The 23512-nt window shown below is 62.7% G+C and carries 18 protein-coding genes; 4 read left to right on the forward strand and 14 right to left on the reverse strand.

The annotated features are described in order from the left end of the window. Window positions 1–6: 6 nt before the first annotated feature. The 11 genes from EDC64_RS14020 to EDC64_RS14070 form a co-directional block, all read right to left on the reverse strand. Window positions 7–660: a class I SAM-dependent methyltransferase gene (locus EDC64_RS14020; protein WP_132032351.1), complete on the reverse strand. Its 654-nt coding sequence runs from the start codon at window positions 658–660 to the stop codon at window positions 7–9. Between the two features lie 112 nt (window positions 661–772). Then, window positions 773–1477, reverse strand: coding sequence for a hypothetical protein (locus EDC64_RS14025; protein WP_132032353.1), 705 nt, complete (start codon window positions 1475–1477; stop codon window positions 773–775). A gap of 233 nt (window positions 1478–1710) precedes the next feature. Then, window positions 1711–2457 carry a glycosyltransferase gene (locus EDC64_RS24110; RefSeq protein ID WP_132032355.1) on the reverse strand — a complete coding sequence of 249 codons (747 nt, stop codon included), beginning with the start codon at window positions 2455–2457 and terminating at the stop codon, window positions 1711–1713. 235 nt (window positions 2458–2692) lie between these two features. Beyond that, the gene (locus tag EDC64_RS14035) at window positions 2693–3295 is read right to left on the reverse strand and encodes a class I SAM-dependent methyltransferase (RefSeq protein WP_132032357.1); all 603 of its coding nucleotides are present in this window, start codon (window positions 3293–3295) and stop codon (window positions 2693–2695) included. A 147-nt stretch (window positions 3296–3442) separates the two neighbouring features. Then, window positions 3443–4213: an FkbM family methyltransferase gene (locus EDC64_RS14040; RefSeq protein WP_132032359.1), complete on the reverse strand. Its 771-nt coding sequence runs from the start codon at window positions 4211–4213 to the stop codon at window positions 3443–3445. After that, entirely contained in the window at window positions 4210–5274 is a 1065-nt protein-coding gene (locus EDC64_RS14045; RefSeq protein ID WP_132032361.1) for an exostosin domain-containing protein, read from the reverse strand. Before EDC64_RS14045 ends, EDC64_RS14040 begins: the two co-directional genes overlap by 4 nt. 4 nt (window positions 5275–5278) lie before the next feature. After that, entirely contained in the window at window positions 5279–5950 is a 672-nt protein-coding gene (locus tag EDC64_RS14050; RefSeq protein ID WP_132032363.1) for a hypothetical protein, read from the reverse strand. Then, on the reverse strand, window positions 5947–7800 hold the full coding sequence (locus EDC64_RS14055) for a glycosyltransferase (RefSeq protein WP_132032365.1): 1854 nt from the start codon (window positions 7798–7800) through the stop codon (window positions 5947–5949). The genes EDC64_RS14050 and EDC64_RS14055 overlap by 4 nt, the downstream gene beginning before the upstream one ends. 47 nt (window positions 7801–7847) lie before the next feature. After that, window positions 7848–8702 (reverse strand): sulfotransferase, encoded by an 855-nt coding sequence (locus EDC64_RS14060; RefSeq protein ID WP_207916078.1) that lies wholly within the window; start codon window positions 8700–8702, stop codon window positions 7848–7850. Between the two features lie 80 nt (window positions 8703–8782). Then, complete coding sequence (locus tag EDC64_RS14065) at window positions 8783–11329, reverse strand: hypothetical protein (RefSeq protein ID WP_165933774.1); 2547 nt, start codon at window positions 11327–11329, stop codon at window positions 8783–8785. Window positions 11330–11403: 74 nt separating this feature from the next. Further along, window positions 11404–12609, reverse strand: a complete 1206-nt coding sequence (locus EDC64_RS14070; protein WP_132032371.1) for a hypothetical protein — start codon at window positions 12607–12609, stop codon at window positions 11404–11406. A 359-nt stretch (window positions 12610–12968) separates the two neighbouring features. Here EDC64_RS14070 and EDC64_RS14075 point away from each other — a divergent pair, with 359 nt between their 5' ends. The 3 genes from EDC64_RS14075 to EDC64_RS14085 all read left to right on the forward strand — a co-directional run bounded on the left by EDC64_RS14075 (window position 12969) and on the right by EDC64_RS14085 (window position 18436). After that, window positions 12969–15911, forward strand: coding sequence for a hypothetical protein (locus EDC64_RS14075; protein ID WP_132032373.1), 2943 nt, complete (start codon window positions 12969–12971; stop codon window positions 15909–15911). Window positions 15912–16038: 127 nt separating this feature from the next. Next, window positions 16039–17160 carry a GDP-mannose 4,6-dehydratase gene (gene gmd / locus EDC64_RS14080; protein ID WP_132032375.1) on the forward strand — a complete coding sequence of 374 codons (1122 nt, stop codon included), beginning with the start codon at window positions 16039–16041 and terminating at the stop codon, window positions 17158–17160. Window positions 17161–17203: 43 nt separating this feature from the next. After that, a complete protein-coding gene (locus EDC64_RS14085; RefSeq protein ID WP_132032377.1) occupies window positions 17204–18436 on the forward strand; it encodes a coiled-coil domain-containing protein in 1233 nt (410 codons plus the stop codon). Between the two features lie 148 nt (window positions 18437–18584). On the opposite strand, the gene EDC64_RS14090 is transcribed toward EDC64_RS14085, so the two are convergent. Genes EDC64_RS14090 through EDC64_RS14100 form a run of 3 tightly spaced genes read right to left on the reverse strand, consistent with a single transcriptional unit; the run spans window position 18585 to window position 21826 of the window. Then, the gene (locus EDC64_RS14090) at window positions 18585–19334 is read right to left on the reverse strand and encodes an ABC transporter ATP-binding protein (RefSeq protein WP_132032379.1); all 750 of its coding nucleotides are present in this window, start codon (window positions 19332–19334) and stop codon (window positions 18585–18587) included. Continuing rightward, window positions 19331–20581, reverse strand: coding sequence for a KpsE/RkpR family capsule polysaccharide export protein (locus EDC64_RS14095; protein WP_132032381.1), 1251 nt, complete (start codon window positions 20579–20581; stop codon window positions 19331–19333). The genes EDC64_RS14090 and EDC64_RS14095 overlap by 4 nt, the downstream gene beginning before the upstream one ends. 60 nt (window positions 20582–20641) lie before the next feature. Beyond that, window positions 20642–21826 (reverse strand): KpsE/RkpR family capsule polysaccharide export protein, encoded by a 1185-nt coding sequence (locus tag EDC64_RS14100; RefSeq protein WP_132032383.1) that lies wholly within the window; start codon window positions 21824–21826, stop codon window positions 20642–20644. Window positions 21827–22097: 271 nt separating this feature from the next. Here EDC64_RS14100 and EDC64_RS14105 point away from each other — a divergent pair, with 271 nt between their 5' ends. Beyond that, complete coding sequence (locus EDC64_RS14105) at window positions 22098–23507, forward strand: glycosyltransferase family 4 protein (protein ID WP_132032385.1); 1410 nt, start codon at window positions 22098–22100, stop codon at window positions 23505–23507. Window positions 23508–23512: the final 5 nt, after the last annotated feature.

Here is a 23512-nt window from a genome sequence, read left to right on the forward strand (position 1 = left end):
CCCCCTTTAACGCGCCTGGCCAATGCTCAATAGCGCAGCTTCAGGCGTAATGAACCGACTCAGCAACTCCGGCCCGGGCATTAGGGGCAATGTTGGATCAAGGTATTCGACTTCGATTTCCTTATATCGGCTGCTCAGACCCTTTGATGCAGGATCGAGCTCCTCGACAATCAGGAGCCCAGTTGGATTAGTAGCAGCCAGGGTTAGCTTCAGGTCGGGTCGATACTTCGTAAGGCAATCCACTATTCGCCACACATCCCCGGTCCAAGCTCCACCATGCGGCTGTCGGACAGCCTCGCTCTCACTCCGGGGTCGGACATCGTCAAATACAACTATACTTCGACGATTACAGTACGACTCCGTGTTGATAAAGTCACGCAATGCAAATTCGAAGTTATGCCAACCATCTATAAACGCTAAATCAATTTTACGAGAACCTAAAACATCTGACAGCTTCTTAGTTGCAAAAAAGTCATCGCTTTTTTCTTGAAACAGGTGCGCATCTTCGCACAGTGGATTCTCAATTAGATATGACGGATCCACACCTATTGCAGTTCTCCGAGCTAGGGTCATGGATGCACCCCGTCGGACACCGATTTCAAAGTAAACTTCTGGATCAAACCGATCATGCAGAGCTTTTAGAAATTTTAGGTAATGCATAAGCTCGACTCCATCCAGTTATGAGCGTTTATTAGGCACCTTCATTTTTAATTCATGAATTCGTTTACATGCGGAATATCATTATCAAATCAAATTTAAAATTTGATAGAAATCATATAATCGGAACATGCAGCCAATGACGAGATGTTCCAGAATATGAGAGACCGAATCTTGGCTCGTCGATCAAGAACGTGGCCGCTTTCGCATAAACTTCGCCGCCCCTCGAATTTGCGACGTCTTGCGCATACATTTGGATTACCTTTTTTCCATTTTTATCAATCCAATTCCAATCATCCCCACAGACCATTGCATCTGGAAATACCGTGTTCACAAAATCGAACTCGTCTCGCTCCTTCATTGCGTCGATGAAAACCATGTCCGGACGCAAGCTCGACACTACATCACACTCTTGAATTCGACTTCTTATCAAAGTCACGCGGTCCCGGTAATCCCACAAGTTGTTCTGCACAACAGGCAAGGTCCCATATTTTTGCAACAGACTAGCGTATCTAATTAAGTTTTCGTCTCCATAATTTACCGCCCATGGCGCTCCGACCATCGTTTTGATGTAATTATACATCGTATCAGCCCATGGATCGACACAAACCAGATGCATTTTCGGATTTTTTATTAACCATTGCAATGCGGAGCCCCCAAGAAGAGACCCAATCTCGATCATGAGCGACGGTCGAAGCTGGTCAAAGGCCTGGGTGAGAATGTCCCTGCCCCCACCATCCAAAGAAAAACTGAATGCGTCATCCGCCGAAAGCGGCCGTTCGGCCGGCCACGGATAAGCGGCTTTGATTTCATCGAGCATTTTCGCCCCTCAGTTGGGAATGAAGGAAGTGCACAAACAGCCGCCCCCGCGTACATCGCCTGAGGGCATATTTTTACATTCAGAATATCGTCGTAGAATTCAACACATGCTGAGGCTCTTGGATCTGCGCGGTCTGTATTTGAAGGATCTCAGGCGCACCTCTCGCCCCTCAGAGCCGCAATCATACGATTTGCATTAAGTAGATTCCAACACACGCCCCATTCACGAATGCATCAAGGATTCGCCGAGAAACCAAACCTACCTCGTAGCGCCGGCGCATCTTCCAATATCACTCTTACGCCTTTCAATAGTACGGCATTTTCAAGATTATGGTTATGCACAACCGAACACCACATGGGATATGTTGACCGTATATAGATTGACCGCGGCACATGCGCTAGAAAATCAATATGCATTCTTGAAAATACCGTCTTTAGTCTATCCCAGGCTTCCACAACTTCTACGTACCCAATAAAAGGGTTGTCAGCATAGCCTAAGAAACTGAATTGGTCGAGCGCTGCTTCGTAAACGGCACCCCCCGGAAAACTAATTCCGAAATTCGACGTATCCCCCTCGGAGTGCAACACTGCTGCGATGCGAGAAAAGAAATCTGATGCTATGACATCATCAGAATCGAGTCGTACTGTGCACAATCTCAGAGGAAGCGAGAACTCGTCGGCGAGCGCAACCGCTATTGATTTCGATACGGGTACGCCACGACTGCATGGAACCAATTTGACAGGAACCTGAGCCTTAGTGACGACACCCTCCAATCGAGCAAAAAATTCCGGCGTATGCGGCCCTACTAGGAGTATCCAACAGTCAGGCTTCACGTCCAGATTTTGAATGCTCGGCAGAGTATAGCGGGCTAGCAAATCAAGCCGCACTTCGAGCCAAGCGTCATAGGCCTCGGGCGGGCTATCGTCCCACACGGGATAAGGCACACTGAACCGAGTGAGAAGCGCCGTAAGAGTTTGCATTATTCAACCGCCATTAGTTTCGGAACTTCCTCGACCGCGAGCACATGCGAGACATCTAAATTTTGCACTGCATGCAACATCATATGTTGCTGAATTTATTCACGTTCAAAAGCGGATAAACCGTAACCAACTCGTCCGCAGCGACCAACACCCACCCACCTCAGAATATACAATCATCAAAAGCGGGTGGGGAATCTTCGACTATTTATTCAAAAAACAACATTGGAGTGACGATTTATGAATTGAGTCTGAATGAAAACCCGAAACTACCTATGTCCGCGCCTTCACTGAATTTTTCGTAATCACCAAATTGGAGATTGAGCGACTTACAAATCGCCTCGTAATCATGATTAAAGCAGTGCCATTTCGGGTCGAACCTTGTACCCTTCTTAGGCCAAAATCGATGAACAACCGAAATGACTCGGACCTGCTTGCAAACACGAGCGAGTTCGGACATGGAGTGCTCGATGTTCTCGAAAGGCACATGCATTAAAACATGCGCAGCTATTCCAACATCGAACTCCCCGGCCATAAATGGAAGGGGCGCGAGGGGAGTATCTAAATAGAAGGCTTCAACCGAGATTCCAACGTTAAGGGCGGCATCTTTGGCTCGATCCGCGTAATTTCTCGAAAGATCAACAGTCGCAACTCGAGGTACATTCTTGTAAAGAGGAAATAGTCGGCCTACCCCAGGGCCAAGCTCCAATACAGATTTAGCCTCCTCTAAAATGGGGGTGATAAATTGTCTATCGTGAACATTAATGTCGGGAGCAGCCGCTGTGTTCGGGTGTTCTCGCATATTCCAATACTCAGCAGGGTTATAAGTTTCCGAACTCATTTACACCCCCAATAGTAAGACTGGCCTAACGGTTATAGGTTGACCTTAACTTATTTGAACAGGCCTATATCCTTTGAATTTTGGAAAGTATTTTACAACCGGCAAATATGGCACCATTTTAATGATGCTCTAGCCCCTTGTAAAACCTCAATCATACGGATTCCCAAACGGCACCTTCTCCAGGTCACGGAACCCATGCTGCCATTTCGGCCAATGGACCTTGCCGTCGGCATAGGACCAGGGACGGTATTTGATTTCCGTATTCCTCAGCCGGTTGTTGATCATCACGAGATCAACCAAAGCGAGCTGGCCGTAATAATAGGCATTGTCGCAGATATCGAAGATCCTGAAGCCCAGCTTTTCGAGCAGGGCCGCGCGGGAGCACATGTCCTGGCGCCCGATGGAGGTCTCGATGATGATGAAGGAGGCGCCCTTCAGCACGGCGGCGCCGCCGGCGATGATCCGCTCCTCGACACCGTCGACATCGAGCTTGACGATGTAGGACAGGTCCTCCAGCGGGTTCTCCGCGAACGCGGTATCGAGGCGCCGTGTCGCGACCTCCTCGATCTTCACCAGATGCTGCATGCCTTCGTCGCGCTCCGGCCTGATCTGGGCGTGCGTCACGCGGCCGGAGCCGTCATTGCTTGTATTGTGCAAATACAAAACGCCGTCGGAATCGCTCAAGGCGATCTTGTGCAATGTAAAATCTATGCCCTTGTCTCGGTAATTCTTCTCGAGCTGCGGATGGTAGAGCGTCGTCGGCTCGAACAGATGGTGATGGCGGTCGGGAAAAACCTCCATCAGGAAGTCCGTCTTCACCTGAACGCCCACATCGACGATCTGCCGGGTCGCGGCAGGAGAGATTTCCCGGACCAGGCGGAGGCATTGGGTCAAAACCGGGTATCGCAAGACGGTCACCCCTTCTCACGCGAAGCCATCGACGCGCGGCCGGCGGGCGCGCCGTCCGCCATCGCGTCCGCGATCAAATCTCCATACCCTTGCGGGCCCACCATCGCAAACAAAGCCGCAAGGGCGCGCTGGCGGTCGCGGACTTCGGCGACCGACATGGCGCGGGCCCGCGCCAGCGCGTCGCGGTAGCCGCGGACACTGTCTTCCGCGATGAGGCAGGTCCGCTCCCACAGCGCCGGGTCGCCGGCGAGGCCGAGCTCGCGCGTCAGGATGATCGGGATCGAGCCCACCGCCAGCGCCTCGTAGATGCGGATCGAATTGGGGCCGGAGCCCGAGGGGCAGAGGGTGAAGAGGGAATCCCGCATGGCCTGCAGGTATTCCGCCTTGTGCGCCGCCTCGAGCCGCAGGCGCGCCGCGTCTGCGGGCACGCCCTTCATCTGCTCGGAATAGACCGCCCGGTCGAAGTGCCACGCCTCGCGGCGCACGATCAGGAGATCGGGCGCGGCGTCCCGGTCGGCGAAGATCTGCTCCCGCACATCGGTGAGATAGACCCTGGGATTGTAGGCGCCGATGAAGTTCGCGACATAGCGGCGCGCGCGGTGGGGATCCCCCGCTTCGCGGCCGTCCGGGGTCTGCGCCGGAAACAGCGGAAAGGGATGGAGCGCGATCCCGTCGATCTCGGCCTGGCCGACGCGGGCGTGCGACCAGAACAGGTCCGTCACGCCCAGGGCCTTGAAGAGGTCGACGAACTTGTCGGCATTGATGTGCTGCGCCACCGTCGCGCGGCGGCGCCCTTCGCCCTCCAGGCGCGCGCGCAGCGCCGCCAGATTGCGCAGGAGATCCCAGGTCTGCGGCGCGTCGTTGCGCAGGCCGTCGATCACCGTCGCCCAGGGAAACCCGACATAGACGAAGTCTCCCGCCTCGCCGCGCACGGACATCGCCGCGAAGGCGGCCTTCTCCGTCGCGGCCGGGACCTGCCAATGATGCGGGAACGCCACCAGCCCGCGGCGCGCGACCATGCCGTCGGCGACATGGTCTTCGAGCAGTTGCGGGTGCGATCCGGAGGTCATGCGGTCAGGTCCCAAAATGCGCCATCATTGCGGCCCGGGCATCGAGAAGCCCCGCCTTCAGCTCGCTCGCCTCGCCGGCCCGCACCGCCTGCCGCAGAGCGCGGCCGCCGTGCCGCAGCAGCGGATTTTCGAACGTCGCGACGGGCAGGAAGAGGTTCGCGGCGAGAAGATCCATGGCGTCCCCGACACTGTTGCGATGGAACACGGGCTCCGGGAAATAGCCCTTGATGAGATAGAAATACTGCCGCTGGAATTCCGCGGCGGCGTGCGCTGGAACATCCCCGCGCGGCACGGCGCGAAACGCCACCCGCTCGTTGCGGGCGATCGCGAAGAACAGATTGCGCACGAAGAAATCGGCGACGGACCGGTAGGCCCGGCCGGTCGTGTAGATCTGGCCGTGCGGCAGTACGATCTCGCAGAACCGGAACACCAGGGGGAGAAGGAGCTTCACGCCGACCTCGTCCGCCGGGTCGCCGGCGAGCCCGGGGCCGCGCCACCGGCCGAACACGTCGATCTGGCCGACGGCCTCGTCGGACACCGTGATTTCCGCGCTGTCGGCGGCGAGGCGGACGGCGAGCGACCCGCGCGCCTCCACGCACCGATACAGGAGATCGCGGAACGCCTCGGGCTTTTCTTCCGCGCGAAACAAAGCGGGAAACGGGATCTCGATCCTCATGCCGCGAGATCCTTGCCGAAAAACGCCGCGCGCCAATCCGGCTTGCGGCGGGTCAGCCAGTCGAGGCAGCGCGCGATCTGCACGTCGTTCAGGCCGCGTTCGACATTGGTGGCCATCAGCGTCCCGGCCCGCATCGTGGGCGTGTAGCGATGGTACCAGTCGCTCTTGTGGCTGAGCGCGGTCGCCATGGTCGGAATCGCCCGCGCCAGCGCGCAGACCTTCAGCCAGATGTCGTCGGCGTACGGCGCCAAGGCGAGGATGTCCTCGATCCGCGTCACCGCCGGATCGGACAGGAAGCCGGGCGGGTAAAGCACGCCGCCCGCCCCCGTGGGCATCAGGCGGAAACTCGGCGCCGGCAGCCGAACCTCACGCTGCCAGAGGCGATAGGGCGCGATCGCCCCCTCTTCGATGCCCATGCTGTGACAGCGATTGCCGATGACGGCATGGGGATGCAGCCGGTGCATCTCGCACAGATGCGCGAGCGCCTCGGGGGGATAGATCACGTCGTCGTCCACGATGACGAAGGGCGCGGCGGCATTCAGCGCGGCATTGTGCAGAAACTTGTCGTACTGGTGGAAGGTGCGTGGTGCGAAATGGATCTGGAGACCCCGCTCCTCCAGATCGCGCAGCCGCCGAGGCAGCCAGTTCTTGCCCGGAATCTCGTCGCGCCCGAGCCAGAGATGGATCTCCTTCGGCGGGCAGGTCTGCTCGAACAGCGACGCGATGGCGAAGCTCACGGTCTTGATCCGCGCCGGAAAGGACGTCAGAGACACGATCAGATCGGACGGTCGCGCCGGCGCCGCGAGGACGCCGCCCCGGATCTTCGAAATCCGCGCCGTCTCCTCGGCTTCGAACTTGCTCGCGTCATAGTCGAGCTGACGCCGGGCCTCCGCACGCTCCGCGAGCATTTCGGCACGGCGGCGCTGGGTGAAGACCAGACGCCGGACCTCGCCCGCGCCGCCGTCCTCGGCGAGCACGATCGCCAGCGCCGCATCGAGCAGGCGCGCGCTCAAAGCGGGCGCGAGCGTCCCCGACTGACGCTGGAAGAGCGTGTCGAGAACCATGCGCGCGAGATGCCGCGACAGCGGGGGCTGCGCGGTTTGCAGACGCGCGAGGATCGCCTCGGGCTCGGCGCATGTGCGGCGAAATGCGAGGATCTGGTCGGCATCCGCCTCGGTCAGTTCGGGATATTCCTCGACCAAGGTGTGGCGGATCGAGCGGCCGCTGCGTTCCAGGTCGGCGGAGATTCCCGGTTCCCCGCCGCGGATCGCAAGCACCTGAGGAACGATCGCGATGCGGGCGCCCTTGGCATACAGGCGCGCGAGCTGCAGCGTGTCGCTGTCGGTCTTGAACGCGCGTTCGTCGAACGGTTCATCCACCAGGAGCGAACGCCGGACATAGAGCGCCTGATGGCAGAAGCCGAGGCTCGCGAGCTTGAACGCCTCGCCCTCGGTCCAGGAGGTCCAGAACTGGTCCTTCAACTCGCCCCAGCCGAGGACCCCGTCGAGGTCGCGATCGGTGAGAATCCCGGCGACGCGCTCCAACACGTCCGGGTCGGCGAACACGTCGCTGGCATTGAGCAGGCACACGAAGCGGCCACGGGCCATGCGCAGGCCCTTGTTCATGCCGTTATAGACCCCGGTGTCAGGTTCGCTGACGGCGCCGGTGACGAGCCCCTGATTCTGCCAGAACTCCACCAGACGCTGCGACTTGTCCGTCGAGGCCCCATCGACGACGAGATATTCGAAATCCCGGAAGCTCTGCTCGAAGACGGAGCGCATCGTCTTCATGAGCGACCACGCGTCGTTCCGTGCGACCGTCACGATCGAGAAGAAGGGGGCATTTTTCATAGGAACCCAGCGAATGCCTAATCTTTAAGAAGGTCGCATCGTTTTGCTCACGTCCCGAGCTCGTACCCTAGCCGACCGAGCAAAGCCCCGAACGCGTCGGAAGCCGCGGCCTCTTGCGCCAATTCGTCGCGATGGCTGCGGCGCGCGCGCGGCGCGATGAAGCTTCCCTTTCGACCACTGTCGCCCGACAGCTTGATTGCCGAAAAGGTGTGAAGGAAATCGGAATCGTAGGCTAGAGCAAGAACGCTACAGATCCTCTGCATTTGTCCCGCGGGGTCGGCGACAAAGTCCTCATACCGCACACATTCGAGGCCTTGGTAATGGTCGAGAAAGGCATGATAACGGACCGCATATTCGTGAAGTGTCTGCGGTGAGAAATGCAGCCAGCCGTTATTCTTCAGGCTGAGGAAGGAATCGAAGGGATGGCGGACGGTGAGGACGGAACGCACCGGAAACGCCTCGACCACGATGTCTCGCAAGGAGCTGCGTGCCGGAAGCGCAGGGCCGTATGAGAAATGGCTGTGCGAATGATCCCGCAGGACGAGGTCGTGGCCTCTTCCGCGGGCATCCTCGTACAGCACAGAAAGGCCCGACAGGAATATCTTGACCAGAACGTCCGCGTCCGGTGGGCGCGAGCCGCGCTGCGCCAGTGCGATCAAGTCCGAGGGTACGAATGATTGCTGCTGGCGCATGGGGCTGAGCGGATCGACCTCGCTCAACACTTGAACGTTCGGTTGCGCGGCGATGCACCGGCTGATGAGCGTTCCTCCCGTGCAAGCGAGGTGATGAATGGTCCGAACCGGAGGACGCTCCTGCGCCTCGATCTCCCGCATCAGATCACGGCATTGCTCGAACAGGCTAGGCAGAGCCTCCGGGCGATCCGACGCGCCGGCATCGGCCACGGCCAGATCGCCATGGTCGCGCAGAAGCGCCAGAGCCCCTTCGATGGCGTCATGAAAATCGTGCCGCGTCACCCGCCGGCTCATCGGCGCTTCGCCGTCTTATCGGCGAGCGCGCCGCGAAACTTTCCTTTGCGTCCGACTCTCTTGCGCGGCACGACTGCGTCCTCGCCCTCCCGGGTCTCGGAAGGGATGGCGTTGCGGAATGTGCCTTGGGTCGGGTCGGCTTCGATCTGGTACATATACTGGGCTGCGACCGTGAGACGCTGGGTCAGCCGACGCAAAAGCATTTCCTGCTTTTCCTTGGCTTCCAGCAAATGGGCGTAGCGGGACTGAAGGTCCCGGAGGTCCGCCTCTCGCATGGCATGCAAGCGGAGCGCGAGCGCATTGTCCGATTTCGCGGCCTTCAGCTCGCCGTCCATCGCCGCCAACTGTTGCGTATGTGCCGCCGCTTTCGCCTCAGCGTCCGCCTTGAGCTCTTTTTCACGCGTCTCCGCCGCGGCGAGCGACGATTTTGCGCCTGCCAAGCCGGCCTCCAGCGCCGAAATTTTCTGCGCGGCTTGCGCGCTTTCCGCCGCCGCGCGCTGCCGCGCCTCCGCCAACTGCGCTTCGAGCCCCGCACGCACCGCCTCGGCCTGTGCCGTGGCTGCGTTGCGCTCCTGCGTCAGCCGGGCATTGTGTGCCACCTGGGCGTCCAGCGCCGCTTTCGCTTCCGTCGCGCGGCCTTCGGCCTCGGAGAGCGCCGATCGGATCGACGCCAGATCCGTCTCCAGCGCCGAAATTTTCTGCGCGGCTTGCGCGCCTTCCGCCGCCGCGCGCTGCCGCGCCTCCGCCAACTGCGCTTCGAGCCCCGCACGCACCGCCTCGGCCTGTGCCGTGGCTGCGTTGCGCTCCTGCGTCAGCCGGGCATTGTCCGCGAGCTGGGCGTCCAGCGCCGCTTTCGTTTCCGTCGCACGGCCTTCGGTCTCGGAGAGCGCCGATCGGATCGACGCCAGATCCGTCTCCAGCGCCGCAATTTTCTGCGCGGCTTGCGCACCTTCCGCCGCCGCGCGCTGCCGCGCGTCCTCCGCCTGCGCCGCGGCGGCCGCCTGAAGGTCCTTCTCGCGAACCGCAGCCGCATCGAGTGCAGCCAAAGCCCTCGCCAATTCGCTTTGCCTTGCCTGGACCGTTTGTTGGAGCTGCGTCACCTTGGCATCCGCGGTCTCGCAGACTTCGACCAAACGCGCCTCCAGCGTTGCCCGCGCCGCTTCGGCAGCCGAGGCCTCGGCTTGCCGCTCCACCGCCAAACGCGCAGCCAAAGCCGTCTGCTCCTCGAGCTCGGCGCTCAAGCCCCTTACCCGTTCCTCTGCCGCAAAGAGAGCCGCATTCCCTGCATCGCACTCCTGCTTCAGCGCCTGAATCTGTTGCCTGAGACTGGTGGATTCCGCCTCCGCGATTTGCCGTGCCTCCAGATAACGCGTCTCGGCGGCAACCTGCGCGGCGGCGAGCTCTGCCGCGACGTGGGCGCGCGCCTCGTCGGCCAGCCTGGTCGCCAGCAAGACCTGCTCATCCAATTGCGCCCTGAGGCCCTTCTCACGCGCCTCGGCGGCGGAGAGCGCATTGGCCCGGACTTCCAGATCGCCCTCGAGAGCTTCAATCCGGTCCGCAGCCAGGGCCGTACCGGCCTCCGCGCTCCGCCGCGCCTCTTCCAAGCCCGACTCGGCGGCCGCCCGCGCCGCATTGGCCGCATCGAGGGCTGCCCGGAGTGCGGCCCTCTCGTCGCGCGCCGCGTGAAGCGCCCGTAAGCGCTCCTCTCCTTCTTCTTCGACCCCCTTAAGTGCTGCTTCCAAGGCCAACAGCCGGCTCTGCGCATCCGCGCCGACCTCGTTTGCAACAGAAAGTTCGCTCTCCCGTTCGGCCAAGCGACACGCGAGGGCTTCGCGCTCCAGCTCGGCACGGACGAGGCTCTCGCCCAGTTGCTCTTGTTGAATCGTCTGCAGCGCCAAACTGGACCTGAGCGCCGCCACCTCCTCCTTGAGGCGGCGCGCTTCCAGGAGGCCTCTTCCGCCGCGCACGCACCAGACGGGGATGTCGGGATCGGTCTCGTCGACAAGCTCGACGTCATAGCCGGAGGACGTGAATGCGCCGAGAATCTCCTCGCCGGCCACCCCGCCTTCAAAGAGCGGGGCGCGGCCACAATGCAGGATTATTTCGGAGAACAGGAACGTCTGTCCTGTCTCCAGCAGATCGTGCACAAGATCACCTTCCATGCCCGGCGTATCGATCACCAGCGCATTGACCTCGTCGGGGGCCACCTGAAGTTCTGAAATCAGCCGGCGCAGCGGCAGGGTCTCGACCGGGATCTCGCGCCGAACCGCCAGGCCCGGGAAGATGGCAAAAAGCCCGGTCGGGGGCTTGAGACTGGACATCGCCGCGACATTGAAGACGCACAGGACCGATGGCCGCGCCTCGACAGCGACCGCCGCCTCAATGACCGTCACCCTCGGGTCCCCGGAAAATCGCGCGGCCAGGGCGGAAGCCAGCACCGGGTTGGCCTCGACCAAGACAATTCTGCGGGCGTTTGCGCCCGCTAGATAAGAGTCGAGATCGTCGCCTGCGCCTGCACCCAGATAGAGGAGGATGCCGGTCACCCGCCCCGATTTTAGGCGTCTTTCCATTCCGGAGTCCTGTTGGCGCCCGTGCATCGAAAATCCTGGATATGAGTTCACGCAGTCGCGGCGGGCTCACGACCGGCGCGTCCCTCGCCCGGGCCTGGCGAGGCCAAGGCGACGGCCTCGCGCAGGCCTCTCTTCAGTACGGCTTCCCGAGACAGATCCGTTCGGCCAGTGCGCAATGGTCCCGGTCCGCGCCGCGTCGCGCCGGGGCGCTGGGCCTGTTCGATCGCGTCAAGCTCACCGCGAAGTTCGAGGCGCATCTGATTGGCCATCGCCAGCGCTGCCGAAAGTTCGCGGAGCTTTTCTTCCGCTGCCGTCATCTCGCGCCCCTGGAGAGCCAACGCCGCCTCCAGCCGCGCAGCTGCGGCTCTTGCCTGGATGGCGTCGGCAGCCGCAACGGCGTTCGCGCCGAGGTCACCTTCCAGCATCTCGACCCGCTGTGCGTGGCGCGCTGCCTCGTCCTGAGCCTGCTGCACCGCCTGCGCACGGGATTCGCACAGCTCCTGCAGTTCGGCAATCTGTTGTTTTGCGTGGCTCAGAGCCCCCGTCGCGGCCTCCAAAGCGTCGGCGAGGGTCTCTGCCCGGGCAACCGCACCCCTGTCGGACAACAGACCGTCCCAGGCCGCAACCAGATCCTCGAGGCGGAAGGTCGGCTCCGCCGCCGTCGTCCCTTTCGAGGCCGCCTCGATCTGGCCGGCCGCGCCGGAAAGGCCGATATCGGCTTCGACGATCGCCTTTGCCAGCAGAGTGGAGATGGCATCGGGCGGCTCCGCCGACCAAGCCTGGCCCGGCAGATCGATGGACAGACCCAGAGCCTCCGCAAGCCTGGCGGGGCTTCCCAAAACGGAGGCGTGGACCATCGTGATTCGCGTTCGCGCGGACCGGAACAGCGCAAGCAGGTCCTTGATGGACCTGTGGCAATCATCGAGCGCATCGACGACCCCGGCCCCGGCTTTCAGGGAGAGGGCCACCTCTTCGACCGGCTGAAGATAGAAGGCCACCACATGCGAAGCCGGGTCTCGCGCCAGATGCTCTTTCAGGCGCGACATCGCGAAATCCGACCGCAGGACAACGACGCATGCGCCCTCGCCAATCGCCCACGACCCCACGGTGAAATCCCTGCATTCCGCAACCGCTGCGGGAAGGCGTTCGAGCCAAGGCGCCAAGTCATCGGTGGACTTTGCAAATACGCCATCGAAATAGTCGCGGACCGAATTGGCGAGAAAGAGAGGCGCCTTCAGAAGGATGAGTCTCATTTTCCCTGGCCTCGCCCGCCCCGGTGCACGGCCAAGATTCCATCCGCACGCACCCTGCGTCAATGTCTCGATGCTTAGCCCACGGATTGGGGGATAACGAGAGGGCGTCCGAATTGCGGCCGGACGGCCCCATCCGCCTGGAGGACGTCGCTTGAGCCCTGCGGCGCCTTTGCTTGACCCCCTGCGGCTCCATGTGCATTTTCGCTCACGCAACAGACTTTCGGGAGGGTGAGGGGATCGATCCCGATCCCAGCAGGGTGACCCTCTAGGGCCGGAGCGCCAGTCTCTAAATTCATCGATTGAGAACCTTGGATCGTCTCGACGGTCCCGGCCCTTCAATGTACCGCGGAATGGTCCTCATGATTTCTGTGATCGTCTATGGTCGCAACGACAGCCGCGGTTACGGAATGGCGAAGCGGGTTGCAATCAGCCTGAACGTCCTCGCCACGCAGATCGACCAGGGGGCGGGAGAGATCCTGTTCGTCGACTACAATACGCCCGATCATCTTCCCACCCTTCCCGAACTGATCTGGGACACCTTGACCGCGCAAACGCTCGGTCGACTGCGCGTCTTGCGGGTGCGCCCCGCGCATCATGCGCGGTTTGCATCCTTGACGCCGTTGCCCGTTATCGAATCCATCGCGCGCAACGTGGCGCTGCGCCGGTCCGATCCGCGCAATCGCTGGATTCTGTCGACCAACACCGACGCCCTCGTCGCCCCCCGAGGCGACCGCCCGCTGTGCGCGGTCGTCGCCGACCTGCCGGACGGGCTGTACGGTCTGCCGCGCTTCGAACTTTCCGAGCGCAGCTGGGAAGGGTTCAACCGAACCGATCCCGAGGAATGCGTGTCCCTGGCGGCGGCATGGGCCGACGAGGCCTGCCTGCGCGAGACCGTCTATGGGGTGGATGAGGTTCTTTTCGACAATCCCGGGGATTTTCAGCTCGCACCACGCGCGACCCTCATCGAGATCGGCGGCTTCGAAGAGGAAATGCTGCTCGGCTGGCACGTCGACCACAACCTCGCCAAGCGCCTCTCCTTCCGGCTCGGCGCCGTGCGCAGCCTCGCGGAGCATTTCGATCTCTACCATCTCGGTCATTCGAGGAATGTCGTGGACACCCATTCCCGACATCGGCTTCAGAACAGCACTTTCCGTTTCGTCGCTTCTGTCGAAGCGGCAGACGCGATGCACGACCGCGCACGCTGGGGCCTGGAACGGGAGGCGGTCGAAGAGATCCGGTTCGACGTCGTCCCGGGCGAGCAGGTGCGGACCGTCTGCCGGGCGATCATGGCGCCGCTCGACGGCGCTCGTCCCGCGAGCCGCTACACCCCGGATAGCTTCGATACGTTTCACTACGACGCCAGACCCGCTTCAGCCCATCTTCTGGACCTGCTGAGCTGTCATTCGACCGGCACCGTCCTCGCTTATTCCGGCGCGCGGCGCGGCGTTCTCGACCTGCTTCGCAAGGGCTTGTCGGCCCTCGGATTTACCAAGAAGCTGCTCGTGCCCAGCAGCATCGCGGACCATCTCGGGGCGGACGGCCTTCCCGAAATCCAGGTCGGAGACGACGTCGCGGTTCTGCGCACCGCCGACGTTCTGATCTTCGAGTTCGGCCTGGATGCGGAAACGCCGGCTTCCGACCCTGCCGCGGTCCGCGCGCTCGACACCGTCGCGCAATTGCTGGCGGAGGCGGCGCAGGGCGAATCATCGCGCGCTCCGGAAGGCCCGGCCCGACTCTTCATCGCCGTGAACTCGGTCCATACCCGCTTCGAGCACCTCGTCGATGAAACCATCGCCGTTGGCACCAGCCCCTTCGCGACGCGGCTGCGCTACGGCCCGCCGCACCGTCCGGTGGGTGCCGGGACGACGGCTCCGCTGCGGGCGCATCCGGAGGAGCAAGCCCATGCGCGCGGTCTGCTGAGGGTCTTGGCCGATGGGAAAGCCCCGTCCGCCGACATGCGGCTCGACATCGCCGCCCATGCCACATTGATCCTCGAAGCGATCCGGAGTTCGGCTGACCAAGGCGAAGCGTGGGCCGATCTGGACCGCCTCACGGAGCGGCTCAGCGCGGTGGTCCACCCGCCTGCAGACCTGGCCGGCCTCGCGTTCGAGCCGGGGCCATCCCCGCCGACGCTGTCCGGCCCTGCGCGGATCGCGTCCTGGAACGAAGGGGAATGGGCCTCGGTCGCCAGATATTTCTCGCGCGTTCGAAGCGGCTGGACGTGGGAGCGCGCGCAGATATTGGACGGGATCGCCACCTGCTTTTCCAGCGGCCGGTACGCCCGGGCGCTGGTGGTGAGCGAGCATGAGGACCAAATCGTCAATGCCGTCGCGGCGCGGTTCGGATCCATCGACGTGATGGATGTCCGCGAGCTTTTCGGTGAACCTGCGGTGCTGACGAGCGAGCGCCGCTTCGCGCCCGAACTGCACCCTGCCTATAAGGTCCGGCGGGTGACGCTCGGCTCGGTCCAGCCGCGGATGTACGACGTGATCGTGCTGCCCCATGCGAGCGCGTTCAAGGGCGGGGTGGGCCGCCTCGATGAAGTGGCGGCTCCCTTGAGCGCGGCGCTGTCGCCGAAGGGCCTGCTGGTGGTCGGAGGCGAGGTCTCGCTGCTGGGGCGCACCGACGCAATGCGCCCTGCCCTGTCGGCAGCGGGGAAGGACGGCTTCGCCGACACCTTCCATCGCTTCGCCGGGCTCCGATTGAAAGATCCCGGGCGCCTGGCGCTCGGCAAGGAGGACCTTGCACTCGTCGGCACGCGCGACCAACGGGACCGCGGGCTTCCCGTCCTCGGCATCTGCGAGGATGGTGACGTCCTGTGGCCGTATGTCTGGTTCTTCGAAAAGCTGTCCTCGGAGCCTCCGCAGCCCTCCGCGCGCAGCTTCAAGTCTGCACTGCGCGACCTTCGGCTGGGCGAGCAGATCGCCAACCTGCACCTGGGCGCCGGCGCGGAGCGGAACGGCCCGCGTATCGTCGCAGGACGGACCATGGCGGAAGGGCACGCGATCTACGGCCCCTTCCTGGCTCTCGAAGGCGGAGATTACAGGGTCACGCTCGCCTTTTCGCGGCTTGCGGGGCGTAGGGGAGCGCCGAAGACCACCCGTGCCGTCGTCGAGGTCAGCGCGGGGGACGAGATTCTCGTTCAGGAGACGATCGGGCTCGCGCAATCAGTCCAGCCCGACCGCACGGCGCTGGCTCTCGACTTCACCCTCACGGCGGATCCGAAGCCTTTGGAAATCCGCCTTTGGACCAATGGCCACGTCGATTTCGAGTTGGAATCGGCAAAGATCGCGCGCAGATAGTCCAAACGCCGATCGGCCCGCGGCGGCTGGCCGGCCTGTGGACCGGATTTGGCTTAGGCCGCGGTGGTGCCAAGCCGCGCAATTGTGGGGCGGATCCTGCCCGGGGTCCCAGATTTATTGGTAGAGAATGACCAAAAAAGCGCTCATCACAGGGGTCACAGGCCAGGACGGCTCCTATCTCGCCGAGCTTCTGCTCGACAAGGGATACGAAGTGCATGGCATCAAGCGCCGCGCGTCGCTGTTCAACACCCAGCGGGTGGACCACATCTACGAGGATCCCCATCTCGCCCCCCAGCGCTTCAAGCTGCACTATGGCGACCTCACCGACACGTCGAACCTCATCCGCATCCTCAGCGAGGTCATGCCGGACGAGGTCTACAATCTGGGCGCGCAATCGCATGTGGCGGTGAGTTTCGAGGCCCCGGAATATACCGCCGACGTGGACGCGATCGGCACCCTCCGGCTTCTCGAAGGCATCCGCTTTCTCGGCCTCGAGCGGCGCACGCGCTTCTACCAGGCGTCGACGTCGGAACTGTACGGTCTGGTGCAGGAATCCCCGCAACGGGAGACCACGCCGTTTTATCCCCGCTCGCCTTATGCCGTGGCGAAGCTCTACGCCTATTGGATCACGGTCAATTACCGCGAAGCCTATGGGCTCTACGCGTGCAACGGCATCCTGTTCAACCATGAAAGCCCGCGCCGCGGCGAGACGTTCGTCACGCGCAAGATCACCCGGGGGCTGGCAAACATCGCCCAGGGGCTGGAAGCCTGCCTCTATATGGGGAACATCGATGCGCTGCGCGATTGGGGCCATGCGCGCGACTATGTCCGCATGCAATGGATGATGCTGCAGCAGGACACCGCCGAGGATTATGTCATCGCGACCGGGCAGCAATATTCCGTGCGCCAATTCATCCTCTGGACGGCCGAGGAGCTGGGCATCGAGTTGGCATTCCACGGAGAAGGGGTCGATGAGGTGGCGACCGTCGTGCGCGTCACGTCCGATCGGGCACCCGCCGTGAAGCCGGGACAAGTGGTGCTGCGGATCGATCCGCGCTATTTCCGGCCGGCCGAGGTGGAGACGCTTCTCGGCGACCCGTCGAAGGCCAAGCTGAAACTCGGATGGGAGCCGCTCATCACGGCGCGGGACATGTGCGCGGAAATGGTGGAGGCCGATTTGCGGGTGGCGCGACGCCATGCTCTTCTCAACCAACACGGACTCTCAATGTCGGTCTCTCTGGAGAACTGACGGCTCGGGCGCGGGTCGGGGTGCCACAGGACATCGGGTTTTCGTGAGCGAGCAGGGCGGGCAGATGGCCGATACCGAAGAAGCCCTCGGGGAACGAGACCGGTCCCGGTCTGGGGACGGTGAGATCCTCATCCTCGATGCCACCGGTCCGGATGGTCCTGCTTGCCTGGCGGGCCTCCTCGCCGACACGGCCGCCGCCCCCGTCCTGGTGTTTTATTCCCCTGCCCGGACCTGGATCGCGCGCGAGATCGTCGACGGGCGGTTGCCATCGGCGGGCCTCGCGTCCTGGAAGGCCTATGCGGGCGCCCTCCTCGTGTGCCACCGCCGAAGCCGGCGGACCGTGACGTTCGTCTCCGCCTCCGCCTTCGCACGAGATCCGTCCCTCGTGTTCGACCTGCTCGCCGCGCGCTCGGTCAGGCTCGATCCGGAAATGGCCTCCCTGCCGGCTTTGAGGGAGGCGTCACCGGTCACCAGATGGCAAGTGCTGGTCGCGGCGAGGGCCTGCGAGGCCGATCCCTCGGCCGTCCTTCTCGATGGCGAACTCGAAGCTGCAGCGCTCCCTCTGCAGGACGTGTCCGTCGATGCCGACGCTGCCTTCCTCGAAATTTCGCAGTCCGAGGCCGAGCGACATCGCGAACGGGAGGCCGAACGCGAGGCGCGCTCCGCGATGGCGTCGCGCGCGCGGGCGCGGGAAGCCATGGCGGATGCGCGGTCAGGCTCGCGCGATGAGCGGCATCGGATGACCGAGGCGGAAAGAGCCCTTCTGCTGCCTCAGCTTGCCGATCTGCGGGCAGATATAACGGACCACCTGCGCACCCAGATGCGCCATGCGGCATCCATTGCGGAGGCGGAAACCGCACTTGCCGCGGCCAGAGGGCAGATTGCAGATCTGCAGGATCGCTTGGAGCAAGAGCGCGCCAAGGCGGCAGATCTTGCGGCGCAGCTGGCGCAGGCCGAAGGGAGGATTGAAACGGACGCGCAGAGTGTACGCGAAGCGAAGGAAGCGATCCTTCTATCACAGATTGTGGAACTTCGCGACGAGTTGCACGATCAGGTCCGCCAAGGCGAGAGCGCGGTGCGCCTCGTGGCGACGCTCAGAGCGCAATTGGCGGCGCAAATGCAGCGGGCGGAGGAACTCAGCCGGGAGGTGTCCGACCTGCGCACGTCGCGCGGCACCGACACCGCCAGCGGCGAAGGGCCTTCCTCAGAGGCCCCTGCGGCGGGTCCGTTGCGGTCGATTCGTCAGTTGCTCGCGATGAGCCCGCGGCGCCAGTGACGCGCGGGTCGAAGGGTCTGCAGGCCGGCAGAGTATGCCCCGCCCTCCGGCATAATCAGCAACCCGCCGGCCTTCGACATGCCGTCTCAATCCGGCCCGTGCTTCCTTCGAAGCTTCCAACCCGGCACGGCTTCGCTGGTCCCCGCCGTCACAGCGACGCATAGATGCTGATGGCGAAATCGACGTCTTCGAAGACGCGTCCGCGCCCGCTCTTCAGCACCAGGGCCTTGTTGCAATATTCTCGGATGGTGTTGACGTCGTGGCTGATCAGGATCATCGATTGATCCTTGCGTTTTACGAACAGTTCTTCGTGGCACCGGCGGTGAAAACGTTGATCACCCACCGCGATGACCTCGTCGATCAGGATGCATTCAAAATCGATGCCGAGCGTCAGCGCGAACATGAGCCGCGCCCGCATGCCCGTCGAATAGGTACGGACCGGCAGTTTGAGATAGTTTCCGAGTTCAGCGAAATCGTCGACATAATCGATCATGTCCGGGATCGACTTGTCGTAAAGCCGGGCGATGAAACGGATATTGTCGTAGCCGCTCATCGACAGATCGAAGCCGCCGCCGAACGCCACCGGCCACGACATTTTCATGCCGATATCGATGGTGCCGCTGGTCGGCGGCTCGACGCCGCCGATCAATTTGACCAAAGTGGACTTGCCGGCGCCGTTGCGGCCGAGAACGCCGATCTTCTCGCCATAGGCGATATCGAAGGTGATCCCGTCGATCACGCGCTTCATCCCGAACTGGGTATGAAACTCCTTCACCACATTGACGAGGCGGATCCGGCGGTCGCTTCCGTGCGCATTGGGCGCAGCCAGGGGGCGTGCGCCATCGGGCGGCAAAAACGCGGGCGGCGTGGCCGCCGCGGGCGCGAGGTCCGCACTCATCGCAAATGTTCCAGCGTCAGGTCCAACATGACCCGCACAATCCAATACAGGCCGCCGCACACAGCCACGACCACCATCAGGATCAGCAGGCGGCGGGGATGCTCGGGCCGGTCGGCGATATTTGGCTCGACGATCCGCTCGAGATAGAGGCGACGGGCGACTGCCTCCTGGCGCGCCCGTTCCAGCGACGCCATCGCGGCCGTAAGCGCCTTGAAATAGAGCTCCTTTTCCAGCACCAGCTTCTCGTAATCCGCGAGCTTCCCCGCAAGCGAGGAGCTTTCGCCGACCACAAGGCGGCTCTGGCGGTCGATCTCACCCTTCAGCGCCGCCCGGCGCGAGCGCAGATCGTTCAATTGCGGGCTGCGCGGATTGCTCTGAAGCAGACCCGCTATCTTGGTGTCGACCTGCGCGAGTTCGAGCGCAAGCCGCGTGCTGAGATCGAGCGCGACGGACGTCTGGCGCCCCGGATCCACAACGAGCTCCCGGTTGCGGTATTCCGTGAGCTTCTCCTGGATCACACCGACCCTGGCCTCGTAGCGCTGCACCACCTCTTCCGCGAACTGAATGGAATCGGCGCTCACCCGCGCATTGAGGCGGTTCACCAGCGCTTCGGCATGATCGAGAATGCCGACCGCGAGAGCCTGCGCGTCGGCGGCATGGAACGCCTTGACCTTGAGCGTGCTGATGCCCGTCGACTTGTCGATCGACAGATCGATGAAACTGGAGAACCACTTGTATAGGGATTCCTGGGTCTGGGGCCGCCAGAAGGTCGAGAAGGCGGTGACGAAATCGGCCTCCGACCGGTCGAGGCGGCCGAGGAGATCATTCTGCTTCGCCAGACGCTCGACAAGATCCCGGGACTCCACGAACGCCTTCACCGCATGGCTGCCCTCGCTGGTCGTCTCGATCCCGCTGGATTGCAGCACCGCCCCCATGGAATCGCTGAACGCATCCGGATTTCCGCCCTGCCGCACCAGGAAGCGCGTCTCCGACACATAGAGGTCGGAAGCGATGAAGCCGAAATAGATCGTGGCAACCAGGACCGGGACGGCCACGCAGACGATGAATGCGATCCGCCGATAAAACTGGCGCGCCTCGTCGACGAGATGGCGCATCGCCGGCGGCGGCTGCCGCGATCCGTCGACCGGGAGATGATGCTCGGGCGCCGTGGTGACCGAGGCGTCGTCGACCAGGGGCAGCAGGGTCAATTGCCGCGTTTCCGCCGGCACGCTCGGATTGCCGCTCATCACGTCTCCCCCCGCCTGCGGACCGCACGCCCGGTCGACGCGGGCGGCCCGCCGCACCCCTTACGTTTCGACATCGGCATGCTCCCGCGCACCGACCAGCAGGAGCCACATCGTGCCGTAGGCAAATCCGCCGAACAGCAAAACGGTGGCGATGATCTTCCACGCTTTGGGTTCGGTCGGTTCATCGGGAAAACTCGGCTGGGCGACGGTTTCGATATAGATCTGTTGCTGGCGCGCCTCCTGGCGCGCGCGTTCAATGGCGGTCGAAGCCGCCGCCAGGGCGCGGTCGGCGAAATTCCGCTCCAGAACGAGGCGCTCATATTCCGCCATTTTTGCGGACAGGGACGTGTCGCTGCCGACGACGCCGGCGCGCTGCTCCTCGATCTGCTGCTGCAACGCGGCGGCGCGGGTTTCCAGGACGCCCAGAGACGGACTGCGCGGCGCGCGTTCCCGCATCTCCTGAAGCTGGACGTTGACGGTGGCGAGTTCCGTGGTGAGCGCGCCGATCAGCTTGACCGAGCTGCCGAACGTGCTGTTGGGATCAAACAGGAGTTCGCGGTTGCGGAATGCCGACAATGCCGCCTGCGCGGCGATGATGCGCTGCTCCGCCTCGCCCAGGAGCTTTTCGGCATGGGCGATGCTGTCGCGATGCGCCCGGTCGTTCATCCGGTTCACGACCTCCTCGCCGAGTTCCAGAAGCGCGCGGGCGACGTCGAAGCTGTCCTGGGCGCGGAACGTCTGGACCTGAAGGGTGGAGATGCCGGTCTGGGGATCGTAGATGATCCGGACATACCGCTCATATTGCCGGTAGAGCGCTTCGACCGTGCGATTTTCCCACAAATTTCCGTAGCCGGACCAAAAGTCCGCTTCCGGACGGTTCAAGATCTCGGCGAGCGGAAGCCGTTTCGACAGATCGATCACCGCATCGCGGGATTCCATGTAATCGATAATGGCGAACGTATCGTCCTGGACACTGCCGATCCCGAAGGTCCGGAACATCATCGCGAGCCCGGAGGCGTTCGTGCTGGAGGAGCCGCGCACCATGAAGCGCGCCTCGGACACGTAGCGCTCGGTCACGATCAGCAGGGAATACACCGAGAAGACAAGCAGCGGAATCAGCAGCGTGCAGCAGAACAGCACCCGGTTCCAAGACACCCATCCCGGCAGGCGGCGCTTCGCACCGGCCAGAGCGAGAGCTCCCGAATGCCCCGTCTGGGGAGGTGGCAGCCTGAATTGTTGATTCATGCGGTCCTACATTGCCGACATGCGATACCGCCCGCGGATCTGCTCGCCCGTCCCGGCCATTCTACCCGAATCGGCAGAACATGCCATTCACCGCACGCCGATGATCAGAATATGGCATGGTAAACAATATCCTTCTGCGCCCTTTCAAAAAGAGACAATAAACCTGGAGGAAAGAGCGGGATGAGAGTATCGGGAGTGCAATCTAATCCTGGGAACACCATTAATACCTCCGACCCACGCCGGCGATCACGACAGGTCAGCGTGACGCAGTGTGACCCACCTGCATCAATTTGCGCGCAGGTGCGAATTTTCCCTACAATCCTACCCGAAGGCCCTTGCGCCGCAAATGTGGCATTGGTTAGGTAGTCTTACGCTCACCCCTGACCCTGAAGGTTCAATGGCCGCGCCGGTCTTCTTCGATGCCTCCTATCTGATCGCGCGGGCGACATACCCGCGCGCGGACGGGTTCACGAACGTGACTTTGGCGTATGCGCGGCATTTCGTCGACCAGGCGCGGGGCTTCTTCGTCCGCAACGGGCCGTCGGATCCGGTCGTGCTCGAGCGGCACCATGCGCATCGCATCCTGAAGACGCTGGACCAGACGATGTCCTCCCGTCCTTCCGCCCTGGGTGGGGTGCGGGACTGGCTCGCCGGCGGCGCGCCTCCCCCATCGCAGGTGCGGGCTTCGGGTTTGCGCACGGCGGCCTCCCGATTCGTCGGAGACCGGGTGGCCAAGGTCCAATGTTCCTACATCGCGCGTGCCCGCGCCAGCGGCCGGATCGCCGAGGGGGCCGTGTACCTCAACGTCGCGCAATATGCCTATAGCGATTGCGAAGCCTATCGCTGGCTGGACCGGCGACCGGACGTGCGCCCGGTCTTCCTCGTGCACGATCTGCTTCCGCTGGACTATCCGGAGTTCTTCGTCCCCGGCGAAGGGGAGCGTTTCGCGCGCCGCATCTCCATGGCCCTGACTCGCGGCCGCGGCCTGATCGTGACCAGCGAGGACGTTCGCGCACGCGTGCAGGATGAGATGGCGCGTCGCGGACACGCCCGCCTGCCGGTCCTCGTCGCGCCATTCCCCTCGCCGCTGACTTGCCCGGCTCCGAACCCGATCGACGAAGATCTGTCCGCCCACCCTTATTTCGTCATGGTGGCGACCATCGAGCCCCGCAAGAACCACCTGCTGATGCTCTCGATTTGGCGCGAGCTGGCAAAGGCCGCCGCCGCCGAAGGCAAGGCGGTGCCGAAGTTGATTCTGGTTGGACGGCGGGGGCGGGAGAACGAGCAGATCGTGGATGTGCTCGATCGCGGGCGTCTGACGCAGCCGCACGTGCTCGAAATTCCATTTCTCGCGCCCACCGACCTGTCGCGGCTGATCGCCAATGCGCGGGGACTGCTCATGCCTTCTTTCGCCGAGGGCTATGGCCTTCCCTTGGTGGAGGCGCTCGCGATGGGGACGCCGGTGGTCGCCACCGACGCGCCGGTCTTCCGCGAAGTGACGCAGGGCCTGGCCCTTTATCGTTCGCCGATCGACGGGTTCGGATGGCAGAATGCCATTCTGGGACTGTCGGATCGGCGGTCGCCGGAAGCCGAGGCCGCACGAAGTTCGGCGAAAAGGTTTGTTGCACCGACCTGGGCAGGCTATTTCGACAGTGTGCAACACTTCCTGAAATCCGTGTGAGTCCA

It is taken from the genome of Aquabacter spiritensis, from assembly GCF_004346185.1.
Lineage (GTDB): Bacteria > Pseudomonadota > Alphaproteobacteria > Rhizobiales > Xanthobacteraceae > Aquabacter > Aquabacter spiritensis.